General features: G+C 43.7%; 11 protein-coding genes. All 11 read right to left on the reverse strand.

Translation table 11 applies throughout. The features are described from left to right. Positions 1 to 50: 50 nt before the first annotated feature. Positions 51 to 875, reverse strand: a complete 825-nt coding sequence (dapB, locus tag ELZ11_RS15570) for a 4-hydroxy-tetrahydrodipicolinate reductase (protein WP_208746716.1) — start codon at positions 873 to 875, stop codon at positions 51 to 53. Between the two features lie 96 nt (positions 876 to 971). After that, positions 972 to 1,370, reverse strand: a complete 399-nt coding sequence (gene mutT / locus ELZ11_RS15575) for an 8-oxo-dGTP diphosphatase MutT (protein WP_137358344.1) — start codon at positions 1,368 to 1,370, stop codon at positions 972 to 974. Between the two features lie 125 nt (positions 1,371 to 1,495). Then, entirely contained in the window at positions 1,496 to 4,222 is a 2,727-nt protein-coding gene (secA, locus tag ELZ11_RS15580) for a preprotein translocase subunit SecA (RefSeq protein WP_137358345.1), read from the reverse strand. 493 nt (positions 4,223 to 4,715) lie between these two features. After that, positions 4,716 to 5,633, reverse strand: coding sequence for a UDP-3-O-acyl-N-acetylglucosamine deacetylase (gene lpxC, locus ELZ11_RS15585; RefSeq protein WP_137358346.1), 918 nt, complete (start codon positions 5,631 to 5,633; stop codon positions 4,716 to 4,718). 99 nt (positions 5,634 to 5,732) lie between these two features. Further along, on the reverse strand, positions 5,733 to 6,962 hold the full coding sequence (ftsZ, locus tag ELZ11_RS15590) for a cell division protein FtsZ (protein WP_137358347.1): 1,230 nt from the start codon (positions 6,960 to 6,962) through the stop codon (positions 5,733 to 5,735). 31 nt (positions 6,963 to 6,993) lie between these two features. Next, positions 6,994 to 8,259 (reverse strand): cell division protein FtsA, encoded by a 1,266-nt coding sequence (gene ftsA / locus ELZ11_RS15595; RefSeq protein ID WP_137358348.1) that lies wholly within the window; start codon positions 8,257 to 8,259, stop codon positions 6,994 to 6,996. After that, positions 8,252 to 9,031 carry a cell division protein FtsQ/DivIB gene (locus ELZ11_RS15600; protein WP_137358349.1) on the reverse strand — a complete coding sequence of 260 codons (780 nt, stop codon included), beginning with the start codon at positions 9,029 to 9,031 and terminating at the stop codon, positions 8,252 to 8,254. Before ELZ11_RS15600 ends, ftsA begins: the two co-directional genes overlap by 8 nt. A 191-nt stretch (positions 9,032 to 9,222) precedes the next feature. Further along, a complete protein-coding gene (gene murC, locus ELZ11_RS15605; protein WP_137358350.1) occupies positions 9,223 to 10,683 on the reverse strand; it encodes a UDP-N-acetylmuramate--L-alanine ligase in 1,461 nt (486 codons plus the stop codon). A gap of 13 nt (positions 10,684 to 10,696) precedes the next feature. Beyond that, positions 10,697 to 11,758, reverse strand: a complete 1,062-nt coding sequence (murG, locus tag ELZ11_RS15610) for an undecaprenyldiphospho-muramoylpentapeptide beta-N-acetylglucosaminyltransferase (RefSeq protein WP_137358351.1) — start codon at positions 11,756 to 11,758, stop codon at positions 10,697 to 10,699. Next, positions 11,745 to 12,962 carry a cell division protein FtsW gene (ftsW, locus tag ELZ11_RS15615; protein ID WP_137358352.1) on the reverse strand — a complete coding sequence of 406 codons (1,218 nt, stop codon included), beginning with the start codon at positions 12,960 to 12,962 and terminating at the stop codon, positions 11,745 to 11,747. Before ftsW ends, murG begins: the two co-directional genes overlap by 14 nt. 21 nt (positions 12,963 to 12,983) lie before the next feature. Beyond that, positions 12,984 to 14,297, reverse strand: a complete 1,314-nt coding sequence (murD, locus tag ELZ11_RS15620; protein WP_137358353.1) for a UDP-N-acetylmuramoyl-L-alanine--D-glutamate ligase — start codon at positions 14,295 to 14,297, stop codon at positions 12,984 to 12,986. Between the last annotated feature and the right edge of the window lie 5 nt (positions 14,298 to 14,302).

A 14,302-nucleotide genomic window follows, 5' to 3' on the forward strand; every position in this document is an offset into this window, starting at 1 on the left:
ACACATAGAAAGATAAATGCGCCAGACAGTGCTGACGCATAATTATCTAATTACAGATCATTCAAACCTAGAACATCTGTCATGGTATAAAAGCCTGCTGGCTTACTGTCTAACCAAACTGCAGCTTTAATTGCACCATTTGCAAAGGTCATTCTATCGGTCGCTTTATGTGTAATTTCTACGCGCTCACCGATATCTGCAAACATAGCGGTATGTTCACCAATAATATCGCCAGCTCGAATCGTAGCGAAACCAATTTCATCTTTAGTGCGCTCACCAGTGATGCCTTCTCGAGCCCAAACTGCTACATCATTAAGCTCATTGCCCATCGCGCCTGCAATCGCTTCACCCATTCCAATGGCTGTTCCTGATGGTGCATCTACTTTATGACGGTGATGCGCTTCAACAATTTCGACATCACAGTAGTCACCCATAACCTTTGCAGCTTTCTCTAGCAATTTAAATACAAGGTTTACACCTACGCTGTAGTTTGGTGCCATAATGATTGGTATTTCTTTAGATGCCGCATCAATAACAAGCTTTTCTTCTTCTGAAAAACCAGTGGTACCAATTACTAACTTCTTGCTGTGCTTTTTGCATAGCTCAATGTTAGCGATTGTGCTTACTGGAGCTGTGAAATCTACAATCACATCAAAATCATCAATCGCTTTTTCTAGGTCGTCAACTAACGCAACGTTAAATTGACCTTCTCCACATAGCTCACCGATATCTACACCAACCAATGAGGATTCAGGGCGCTCTGATCCTGTGCCTACACTTGCTTGAGGGTTTTGATGTGTAGCTTTAACCAAATTACGGCCCATACGGCCCGCTGCTCCTGCAATCGCAACTCTAACCACTGCGTATCTCTCCATACTCTATCGTTACAGCTCAAAGCCGTTGACCTTAGCTGTATCACAAAATTTATAAGTCGTATTAAACTAACAACAATCTCAAATTCATGCTAGCGCTTAAGTAAACTCTTTTATTACACGTTCTAAGATTGGAACGTTCGCTTCCGGGAATGCATACCCAGATAAATCTTCGATTCGGACCCATTCACCTTGCTGGCCTTCTTTCCCATATGGATCTTTTTCAAACTCATGGATCACCATAAAATCAAACTTTAAGGATTTCTCCGGGTAATCATATTCTAAGTGCTCAAACAAGGATTGTTTGGTTACGGTGATGCCGATTTCTTCATCCAACTCTCGCGCCATTGCGCTCTCGGGCGTTTCCTCAGCTTCCACTTTACCGCCAGGAAATTCCCAAAATCCACCTTTATGGAGATTGTCAGGTCGTTTAGTAATAAATATTTTCGACTGCTCTGGGTTAAAAATAATACCCGCTACAATATGAATACGTTTCATAAAGACACTCACTTTTTCTGCGTACTTCTAATCTGTGACGCTATAAACTAGATACAAAAAGAGCCGCCTAAGCGACTCTTTATCAAAGGTTGTTAACGCTAAACTACAGCAAAGCGTTATTAGGCTTAAGCAATTTTACCGTGACACTGCTTGTACTTTTTACCGCTACCACATGGGCAAGGTTCATTACGGCCAACTTTGCGCTCTTCGCGAACAACAGGTTGGTGACCAGCAGCCTCTTCATCTTCAGAAGCTAGCTGGTTTTCAGCATTAGCATGTTGCGCTTGTGCACGACGCGCTGCTTCTTCAGCTTGAGCTTGACGCTGAGCTTCCATACGCTCAACTTCTTCTTGCTGCTGAACACGAACTTTAGACAGTATTGTGATCACATCTGATTTCAGAGCATCAAGTAAACCTTCAAACAGTTCGAACGACTCACGTTTGTATTCCTGTTTCGGGTTCTTTTGCGCATAGCCACGTAAGTGAATACCTTGGCGTAAGTGATCCATTGCCGCTAAGTGCTCTTTCCACAAAGTGTCGAGAGTTTGTAGCATCACTGATTTTTCGAAGTTACGCAGAACTTGCTCACCAACCACTTCTTCTTTCTGTTTATAGACTTCAACAGACGTTTCTAAGATTTTCTCACGTAGTGCTTCTTCGTACAGCTTGTCGTCTTCGTCTAGCCATGCCTGAATTGGCATTTCTAGATCAAAGTCATTTTTCAAGCGCTCTTCCAGTCCTTGAATATCCCACATGTCTTCCAGAGATTGTGGCGGGATGTACTCGTCCAAAACAGAAGTGAAAACATCAGCGCGGTTTTGCTCAATCATATCGCTGATATCGTCAGCACTCATGAGCTCATCACGTAATTCGTAAACGACTTTACGTTGATCATTCGCTACGTCATCGTACTCAAGAAGCTGCTTACGGATATCGAAGTTACGACCTTCGACTTTGCGCTGAGCTTTTTCAATAGAACGAGAAAGCATACGGCTTTCAATTGCTTCACCTTCATCCATACCACTTTGGATAAGACCAGCCATACGATCTGACGTAAAAATACGTAATAGCGAATCTTCCATTGATAAGTAGAAGCGAGATGAACCAGCATCACCTTGACGACCTGAACGACCACGTAACTGGTTATCGATACGGCGAGATTCATGACGCTCAGTACCAATAATGTGTAAACCGCCAGACTCTAGAACCTTATCATGAACCACTTTCCAATCAGCTTTGATCTTATCGATCTGCTCTTGAGTTGGGTTATCTAACTTGTCAACTTCAGCTTGCCAGCTACCACCAAGGACGATATCAGTACCACGACCAGCCATATTAGTCGCAATGGTCACCGCACCAGGAGTACCTGCTTGTGCAACGATCTCAGCTTCCATTTCGTGGAACTTTGCGTTCAAGACGTTGTGTTTGATCTTCGCTTTCTTCAGAGCATTAGAAAGTAGCTCGGATTTTTCAATCGATACCGTACCAACAAGGCTTGGTTGACCATTTGCCACACGCTCTTTGATATCTTCAATGATCGCGTTAAATTTATCAACTTCGGTACGGTACACCACGTCTGGCATATCATTACGCACCATCGGGCGGTTCGTTGGAATAACAACCGTTTCTAAACCATAGATAGATTGAAATTCAAATGCTTCAGTATCAGCTGTACCCGTCATACCAGACAGTTTGTCGTATAAGCGGAAAAAGTTTTGGAAAGTAATCGAAGCTAACGTTTGGTTTTCGTTTTGAATCTTCACACCTTCTTTTGCTTCAACAGCTTGGTGTAGACCTTCAGACCAACGGCGACCTGGCATTGTACGGCCAGTGTGCTCATCAACGATAACTACTTCGCCTTCTTCAGTAACAATGTAGTCAACGTCTTTTTCAAATAGAACATGTGCACGTAATGCTGCATTTACGTGATGTAAAAGGCTGATATTTGTTGGCGAGTAAAGCGTATCGCCTTCTTCCATCAAACCATTTTTCACCATCAACTCTTCAACAAATTCTTGACCAGTTTCTGTCAGATGAACCTGTTTAGATTTTTCATCCATGGTGTAGTGACCATCACCACGGTATTCCTCTGAATCTTCTTTTTCTTGAAGTTCAAGGTGAGGAATCAAAGTATTAATACGAGTATATAGCTCAGAGCTGTCTTCCGCAGGGCCAGAAATAATCAGTGGAGTTCGAGCTTCATCGATTAAGATAGAATCCACTTCATCGACTACAGCGAAGAAGCGTGCACGTTGGACACGATCTTCAGCGCGGAAAGCCATATTGTCACGTAGGTAGTCAAAGCCAAATTCGTTATTTGTTCCGTACAGAATATCTGCTAGGTAAGCTTCTTTCTTTTCCGGTGGCGGCATGTTTGGCACGTTAACGCCAACAGTCATGCCCAAAAATTCAAATAAAGGACGGTTAGTCTCAGCATCACGCTTCGCTAGGTAATCATTCACAGTAACAACGTGAACACCTTTACCAGGCAGTGCGTTTAAGTAAGCAGGAAGAGTCGCGGTTAAAGTTTTACCTTCACCGGTGCGCATTTCTGCGATTTGGCCAGCATTCAGTACCATGCCGCCAATTAATTGAACATCAAAGTGACGCATACCGTAGACACGCTTCGACGCTTCACGGACAGTAGCAAAAGCTTCTGGTAGTAGACTATCTAATTCTTCACCTTTTTCTAAGCGCTCACGGAACTCAACAGTTTTCGCTTTAAGCTCTTCATCAGAAAGAGCCTCAAAGGTTGGTTCGTAGTTATTTATTTCTTTTACAATTTTTCTAAGGCGGCGCAGTGTTCTGTCATTGCGACTGCCAATTACCTTTGTCAGCAGCTTAGTAATCATTAGCTATGGATCTCTTCTTTATCAGATCGCCTGCGATCTAGTTTTAATGCCGTCAGTCTCTACCTGTTTATTAACTATTATTTAGTTACGAACCAAGGATACTGAGATAAATCATATTACTCAGATATTGTATTGGAGAGTAGAGTTTTCAAGGCTTAAGTGAAAAATATTGCCGTCTAGTGTAAGTAATTTTCAGTTAGACGACCATCTTGAAGGCCATTTGTTTGATGTGCTTTGAACTTTTATGAGGGATTGGTGGTGGAATAAACAGGCGCAAGTATTTCTTAGCTCAAACTTAGATTGCGAAAACAAACAAGTAGGCGTCAATATACAGATAATTAACCTGCTCTAGTGCTAAGTAATATTAGCTTAGAAAGCGTTAGCGGTAATATTTTGCCGACCTCTGGACAAGGAGCTATCTTGTCGTTTTTACAGCTAAGTTTTAGACATAAAAAAACCAGGCCTAAGCCTGGTTTTCTAAATTCTATAATTCTTACGCAAGAACCATTGCAGGGTCAGCAAATGCTACTGGAGAACCCGCTTCTTCTTCGAAGGTAGCCCATTCCCAAGCTTCTGCATCAGCCAAAACAGCGCGTAGTAACTGGTTATTCAATCCATGCCCTGATTTATACGCACGGAACTCACCGATAATCGCATGTCCACACATGTACAAGTCACCAATGGCATCTAGTACTTTATGAGTAACAAACTCATTATCAAAACGAAGACCTTCTTCATTAAGAATGCGGTATTCATCAAGAACGATAGCGTTATCGAAACTACCACCAAGAACTAAGTTCTGAGACTGAAGATACTCAATATCGCGCATGAAGCCGAAAGTACGTGCACGAGAAATCTCTTTAACAAAGCCTTGTGAAGAAAAATCAAACAACAGGCGTTGCTCATCAGCTTCAATAGCAGGGTGATTAAAGTCGATTTCAAAATCCATTCTGAAGCCATTAAATGGAACAAATTCTGCCCACTTATCACCATCTTCAAAGCGAACTGGCTTTTTAATTCGAATAAAACGCTTAGGAGTGTTTAGTGTTTCTACACCAGCTTGCTGTAGTAAGTATACGAATGGACTTGCGCTACCATCCATAATAGGGATTTCAGGAGCATCCACTTCAACAATAATATTGTCGATACCCATACCCGCTAAAGCTGCGTTTAAGTGCTCGACTGTTGAGATACGTACACCTTCATCGTTCACTAACGCCGTACATAACATAGTGTCGCGAACTGATGCTGGATCAGCCGGAAAATCTACCGGAGGATTTACATCGGTTCTTCGGTAAACGATACCCGTGTTTGCCGCTGCAGGTCGAAGAGTAAGTGTGACTTTACGACCAGAGTGGAGACCCACACCGGTTGTTTTCACAATTTCTTTCAGAGTACGTTGTCTGATCATCTTCTTGCCTCTTGTCAGTGCTACAAATCACGGTCAGCTTTTTGACTGACCGAGAATTCTACCGTCTATTTTGAACAGTGTCAAATTAACGGTTATTTGTTAATCAGCCTGACGTCGTAAAAATGCAGGGATATCTAAATATCCACTTTCCTTTTCAGCTTTAGGAGCCGTGTTTTGGCTCGCATTTGCTGTCGAAGGTGCTGATGACGGTGTTGGCTGCGGTTTTACTTGAGGTTTAACCTCAGTTTTTTCCTGCAATGGCTGTGCCAGTTTCTCTTCAACTTTAGGTGCAGCTTGAGCTGATACCTGAGGTTGGGACACTGGTGCCACTTTAGCCTTTCCACCAGCAACTAAAGTAATGTCAGGCTTCTTCTCTGTCCCAATACCAGTTGCTACAACTGTTACACGGATTTCATCCGTCATATCTGGGTCTAAAGAAGTACCAATAACTACCGTTGCATTGTCAGAAGCAAATGCTTTAACTGTATTACCAACCGTCTCAAACTCATCTAAACGCATATCTAGACCAGCTGTGATGTTCACAAGAACGCCACGAGCTCCGGCTAGATCGATATCTTCTAGAAGTGGGCTTGAAATAGCTGTTTCAGCAGCTTCTTCTGCACGATCTTCACCTTTAGAGATACCGCTACCCATCATTGCATGACCCATTTCAGACATCACAGTGCGAACATCCGCAAAGTCGACGTTGATCATGCCAGGGCGAGTAATCAATTCAGCAATACCTTGAACCGCATTTTTTAATACGTCATTCGCGCTAGCAAATGCTTCAAGTAAAGTTACGCCACGACCAAGTACTTTAAGTAGTTTCTCATTCGGAATAGTGATTAGAGAATCTACATGCTTAGATAGCTCTTCAATACCTTGCTCAGCAAAAGCTAAACGTTTTTTCCCTTCGAAACTAAATGGCTTTGTTACCACAGCAACAGTTAGCACACCAAGCTCTTTCGCAACTTCAGCAATAACCGGAGCAGCACCTGTACCAGTACCACCGCCCATACCAGCTGCGATAAATACCATATCGGCACCAGTTAGAACTTCTTTAATTCTTTCTTTATCTTCGAGAGCTGCATCACGGCCAACTTGTGGGTTAGCACCAGCGCCCAAACCTTTAGTGATGTCACCACCGATTTGAATAACGCTGCTCACGCTAGTTTTACGAAGTGCTTGAGCATCAGTGTTTACACTAATGAATTCAACACCTTCAATAGACTCACGTACCATGTGCTCAACAGCGTTACCGCCGCCGCCACCAACTCCAACGACTTTGATTACTGCATCGTCAGACATTTCCATCATCGGTTCAAACATGTGTTATCTCCGTTTTTTCCTGCAACTCAGGTTAAAACTCTTTTTGTATCCAATTACGCAATTTACCAAATAATCCTGACATCGATGAGCTGCGCTTTGGCTCGCTGTACTCACCTTCATCATTCATTTGGCTATCTCTTGCATAATGAAGTAAACCAACTGCCGTAGAATGATACGGCTCTTTCACGTATTCAGTTAAACCACTAACTTCTAATGGTTTACCGACTCTAACTTGATTGCGGAACACTCGTTCCGCACATTCTACCAATCCGTCTATTTGTGCCGCTCCACCAGTAAGAACAACACCCGCTGCCAAATGATGTTTGATGCCATCTTCTCGCAGCTTAACTTGTACGGTATCGATAGTTTGATTAACCAGTCCCATAAGTTCAGTGTAACGTGGTTCAATCACTTCTGACAAAGTTTGTCTTTGTAAACTGCGTGATGGGCGACCACCTACACTAGGAACGTTAACCGTATCGTCTTTACTCACTAGCTCACTTAGAGCGCAACCATACTTAACTTTAATCTCTTCAGCATCACTAACAGGCGTGCCAAATGCGAAGGCGATGTCACTGGTTACTGCATTTCCTGCATAAGAAAATACTTCTGTGTGTCGCAATGCGCCGCCAGTCCAGATGGAAATATCCATTGTGCCAGCACCAATATCAACGACACACACTCCAAGCTCTCTTTCGTCTTCTGTGATGACCGCATTACTAGAAGCCAACCCAGAAAACACCAGATGATCGACGGTCAAACCACATCGCTCAACGGCTTTAATTATGTTTTTCGCCATATCACTATGACAAGAAATCAAGTGGACACTCACTTCCATTCGTACGCCTGATAAACCAAGTGGGTTCTTAATTCCCTCTTGATAATCAATCGTGAACTCTTGTGGTATCACATGCAAAATTTTCTGCTCTTCACCAATTTTAATTGATTTAGCAGTATGGATAGCACGCTCCATGTCTTCTTGGGACACCTCTTCATCAGAGATAGTCCCCATACCTTTCTCAATGCGGCTAGCAATGTGCTTGCCCGACAATGAAATAAATACTCGGCTGATCTGACACTCGGCCATTAATTCAGCTTGGTCTATTGCGCGTTGAACCGATTTCACTACCGACTCTAAATCGTTCACACCGCCTTTATCCATACCTCGAGATGGGCTGCTACCCGAACCGATAATATTGATCTGACCATCTGGCAGTACTTCTCCGACTAGAGCTGATATGGTTGCAGTGCCTATATCAAGACCAACAATAATGTTGTCATCTGCGGTCTTAGTCATCTGTATTCTCTTCTAACTCTTGTTCTGGAAACCAGCCTACGGCCGCTCCCGTGTCATACCGGAGGTCGATGTAGCTAACTTGATTCGCTTTATCACCCAATTCGGTATAAAGCGAAATAAAGCGCTCAACACGCTCATCTAAAGATTCTTTACCTAACTCTAAACGAATCCCATTATCTAAAATCATCTGCCATGCTCGGCGCTCATTTAGAACTAAAGATGTCACCGTTAGGCCTAATGAATTGAACATTGGACTGACTTTTCGCCACTGTTCAATCACACTTTGACTCGTTCCCTCAGGGCCATAAAGTTTGACTCTATCGCCTTGAAGAATGCCAATATCTCCGTTAAATACTTCGCCTTGCTCATTGAGTAGCATGTTGCCATTCCATATCGCAGACGCTTGATGCTCCGTTAAGAACACTTTAACTGTATCAGGCCATTGTTTACGAATAGAGACCTGGGATACCCATGGCAACCCCTCTAAGCTGTTTTGCAACGTATCGATATCCTGCGACATAAATGTGCCAATGTGGTCTAACTGACCAAATGCTTGTTGCACATCTTTAGCGGACACATAAGTGAGCTCACCTTGGAGTACAATTTTAGAAAGTGGAAGCCTTTGATCGTCCCACATCCAGCTTAGCGTGGTATAGAAGAGAAACCCAATAAAGAGCAGCACCACTACAAAAAAAGAGCCGCCTACGGCATGCCTTTTTAATAATGGGTAACTGGATACTTGGCGGTATTCATTGAAAGTACTCTCTACCAAAATCCGCCATCCCTGTCATTGGTTTGCAATTCTATTCCCTATTCATACTTAATAGAGGTAAAAGCACTTACTTTAACCTTTGGATTATACTGAGCTAACACAAACTATCAAACACTGATACATAGATTTTCAGACAATTCTAGGTCAATTACTAGAAGTGAGCAGTTAACCACAAACTGTTTGGCCTAAGTTTATGCGTTTTGCATTCTATTAATATTTATCTCAAGAGCCGCTAACTGTTTCGCGACCTTACCCACATCACCAGCGCCTTGAGTTAAAACAAGATCTCCACCTTGAATAACGTTAGCCAAAACTGATGGTAAAGATTCAATGTCCGGGACAAAGATAGGGTCTAATCGACCACGACTACGAATCGTTCGACATAATGACCGGCCATCAGCGCCAGCAATTGGCTGCTCGCCTGCTGAATAAACATCAAGCAAAATCAATACGTCGACTTGCTCTAGTACATTCGCAAAATCATCATATAAATCACGTGTGCGACTATAGCGGTGAGGCTGGAAAATCATCACTAAACGCTTATCTTCCCAACCACTACGAGCGGCTTGAATCGTTACATCCACTTCTGTTGGGTGATGACCATAATCATCAACTAGCATCGCTTGGCCTTTACCAGTTTCAAATTCACCTAAGTGGTCAAATCGTCTACCCGTGCCTTGTGTGCCGGCCATTGCTTTTAAGATTGCCTCATCACTCACATCATCTTCCGTTGCAACAGCAATTGCTGCAGAAGCATTGAGTGCATTATGACGACCAGGTATGTTCAAGGTGATATCAAGGTTTGCTTTGCCTTCACGAACAACTGTGAATTTACCTTGCTGACCTTCTTGACGGTAATTTTCAATACGAACATCTGCATCTTCAGAAAAACCATAAGTGATCACTTGGCGACTCACTTTTGGAATCAACTCACGTACAACAGGATCGTCCACGCACATAATCGCCTGACCGTAAAATGGCAAATTATGAAGGAAGTCGATAAAGGTTTGCTTCAGTGTTTCAAAGTCACCGCCATAGGTATCCATATGATCAGCTTCAATGTTAGTGACTATGCTAACCATAGGCTGAAGGTGCAAAAACGAAGCATCACTTTCGTCAGCTTCTGCGATAAGGATTCGGCTTGAGCCTAAGCGGGCATTTGTACCAACACTTTTCACTAAACCACCATTAACAAAAGTTGGATCAAGACCAGCTTCTGAATAGATTTGAGTGACTAACGCCGTGGTAGTGGTTTTACCGTGCGTACCAGCAACGGCAATACCATGTCGGAACCGCATCAGCTCTGCTAACATTTCTGCACGACGAACAATTGGAATACGCGCCTGACGGGCTGCGACAATCTCAGGGTTTTCTTCATTGATTGCCGTAGAAACCACCACTACACTCGCATTTACAACATTGCTTTCTTGGTGGCCAATAAATACGGTAGCGCCCTTTTCAGTTAAACGTTCCGTCACTGGGTTTTGCGCTAAGTCAGAGCCCGTAATCTGATAACCTTCATTTAGAAGGACTTCAGCAATACCACTCATTCCTGCACCACCAATACCAATAAAGTGGATAGACTTTACGCGGCGCATTTCTGGAACCATTGCTCTAATCTGAGCAAGGTCTTGAGTATGTTCAATCGTCATCAATTCTTTCTCGTTATTTTACTAGGGCTTCAATCGCCTTAGCGACGGTCACATCAGCATCAAGCTTAGCAGCCTGACGGGCATTCGTAGCCATCATTCGTAATTCTTTTCTGTCCAAGCGTGAAATCATTTCTGAAAGCTTTTCAACGGTTAACACTGGTTGTTCTAGCATCAATGCCGCACCACATTCAACCAAGTGATCAGCGTTCAGCGCTTGCTGTCTGTCTTTATGCATAAAGGGAACAAAAATAGCACCAACACCTGCCGCTGACACTTCCGACACCGTCAATGCACCAGAACGACAGACTAACAAATCAGCCCACTCATAAGCTTGTGCGACATCATCAATAAATTCACTAACTTGCGCTTTATTCACACCTGCGGTTTGATAAGCCTTAGTAACGATATCTGCATTATTTTTGCCCGCTTGATGGAGCACTTCAAAGTTGCTTCCCAGCTGACTTAATACTTGCGGCATCGTATCGTTAAGTATCTTTGCACCTTGGCTGCCACCCATAACCAGGATCCGAATGTCACCAGTGCGCTCTTGCATTCGTTCGTTAGGCTCTGCTAAAGAAACGACACCTTCACGAACAGGGTTCCCCACCACTTCGGCATTAGGGAAAGCACCAGGAAAAGCTTGGAATACTTTCTTCGCTATTTTAGATAACCACTGGTTAGTTAAACCCGCTACCGCATTTTGCTCGTGCAAAACAACAGGAATACCAGACAGCCATGCTGCAATTCCACCAGGACCACTCACATAGCCCCCCATACCCAACACCACATCCGGCTGCCAAGCTTTGATATGTTGGCGAGCTTGCATGATTGCATTCACTATCTGAAATGGCGCTTTAATTAACTTACTAAAACCCTGGCCTCGTAGGCCTTTTACTTTAATAAAATCTATTTCAATTCCGTGCTTGGGAACCAGTTCAGCTTCCATACGATCTGCCGTACCCAGCCAACGGATCTCCCAACCTTGTTGTTGCAGCTTTTTGGCAACCGCCAACCCTGGAAATACGTGACCACCGGTACCACCAGCCATAACGAGGAGTTTTTTATTTTTTGTCATTGGATTCTCGTGCACTAATCTGTTCTAAATCTTCCGAATGGTCAGTCTCGACAAGGCGACATTCATGATCAATTCTTAATAATATGGATACGGCTGTTGCCATCACAATTAAGCTCGAACCACCGTAACTAATAAGTGGCAAAGTTAACCCTTTGGTTGGCACCAAGCCAGCAGCAGCCCCTACATTGACCAAGGTTTGGAAAGCAAACCATATCCCAATACCAAACGCCAAATAGCCACCAAACTGTTGGTCTTTATCAAACGCTCGCTTGCCAATAAAAACCGCTTTTAGCACCAAACTAAAGATCAGCATCAACACGAGCGTTACACCAATAAAGCCCAGCTCTTCTGCCAATACAGCGAATACAAAATCCGTATGGGCTTCCGGTAAATATTCTAATTTTTGAATCGAGTTACCTAACCCTTGGCCAAACCAATCACCACGGCCAAACGCCATCAAAGACTGGGTTAACTGATAGCCACTACCAAAAGGATCATTCCACGGTTCCCAAAATGACGTCACCCTGCGAACCCGGTAAGGTTCTATTGCGATCAATCCGACTACCGCTGCAATACCAGCTACCATTAGCGCGATAAACTGCGACAATTTAGCTCCAGCTATAAATAGCATGCCAAACAAAGTCACCAACATCACGACTACGGTACCTAAGTCGGGTTGTCCCAGAAGCAAAACTGCTAATGCGCTAAACACCATAATCGGTTTCATAAAGCCACCGAAGAAAGTCGCACGCACTTCTTTTTGCTTCCTGACTAAATAGCCAGACATAAAAATAAACAATGAAAGCTTAGCGACTTCAGCAGGCTGCAAGTTAAACAGCCCTAAGGGAATCCAGCGAGATGCACCATTAACAGATTTACCGACAGCCAATACAATGATCAGCAATACAAACGACACTGCCAATAAGTAAGAACTGTATTGCAACCAACGCTTCATCGGGATTTGCAGAATTACACCTGACACGCCCAGAGCAAGGACTAAGAACATCGCGTGTCTGAACATAAAGTGGAATGGTTGGTCTGTTAAACGAGAGCTAATAGGGAAAGAAGCAGATGTAACCATGACCAGCCCAGTCAGCATCAACCCCAACGCAATCCACACCAATTGACGATCAAATAATGCGTCTGGTGCGGAACGGCTGAACCAGCCTATAAGGTTTTGATTTATCTGCCTAACTCTCTGCAAACTCTTAGCCTTTCTAAAGCTCTATGCGTATTGATGTGCAAGAGCGGTGAACGCATCACCTCTCGCCATAAAATTACTAAATTGATCAAAACTAGCACAAGCCGGCGAAAGCATCACCATATCACCAGCATTAAGGTTAGGTGATACGTGTTTAATGATCTCTTCAATGGTTTCAAACCTCTGTGCGGAAGAGTGCAAAGGCATGAACTCTTTAGCATCTGCGCCGAAACAGCACAACTTAACCGGTAAATGTTCGAGCACAGGGCTAAGCTCACTAAAGTCAGCGCCTTTACCCGTACCACCCACCAATAAATACAAGGTTCCTTGGCAGTCTAAGCCAGAAAGCGCTGCGAGTGTGCTTGCAACATTAGTCGCCTTTGAGTCATTCACCCACTTAACACCTTGATTATCTGCCACTACTTGGCAGCGATGCGTCAAGCCATTGTAAGATTTCAGTGCATTTAAGCTTAGCGTGTAATCGATGTTAACTTGCTTAAGTAAAGCAATTGCAACGAGTGCATTCGCGACATTGTGTCGACCAACTAACGTTAGCTCACTCGTTGCTAGGACCGGAGTACCATGATCGCACAGCCATTCTTGGCCTTCATGTTCCATCACACCAAACTCAGACGCATCAAGGCCGAATGTTTGCAATGCAATATCAGAGTTAGGATAACTGGCTGTATCTTCACGGTTCACGATAGCCAACTCAGTATTGTCAAAAATACGAAGTTTAGCAGCACGATAATCATCCATGCCGTGGTAGCGATCCATATGGTCTTCAGACAAATTTAAAAACGCCGCTGCCGCTAACTTGAGGTTTGAGGTTGTTTCAAGTTGAAAACTGGAAAGCTCGAGTACGTACAAGTCACACTCTTGCTCTAATAAATCAAGCGCAGGCACACCAATATTGCCACCAACTCCGACACTAAACCCTGCAGCCTTAGCCATCACACCGGTTAAGTCCGTTACCGTGCTTTTCCCATTGGAGCCAGTAATCGCCACCACAGGCTTTTTCACCGCCCATGCGAATAACTCAATATCTCCAATAACAGGAACACCGTGAGCAATAGCCTGTTGGATTTCGGGAGTCGCTAACGCAATTCCTGGGTTGGCGACCACTAAATCAGATTCTAACAACCACTGAACATTCCAACTTCCGGAATGTAGGCAAACCCCAACTGGCAGTTCATCTTTGCCTGGAGGCTGAACCCTAGTATCAATCACTTTCACACTACATTGAGGGTGATACTTAGTTATATGCTTAACGACAGAGAGCCCGGTAATACCGAGCCCTACAACCACAACACTCTGAATGTTTTGCCAATGTTCCATTTTTG

This window comes from Vibrio profundi (genome assembly GCF_005281835.1).
GTDB classification, from domain to species: domain Bacteria; phylum Pseudomonadota; class Gammaproteobacteria; order Enterobacterales; family Vibrionaceae; genus Vibrio; species Vibrio profundi.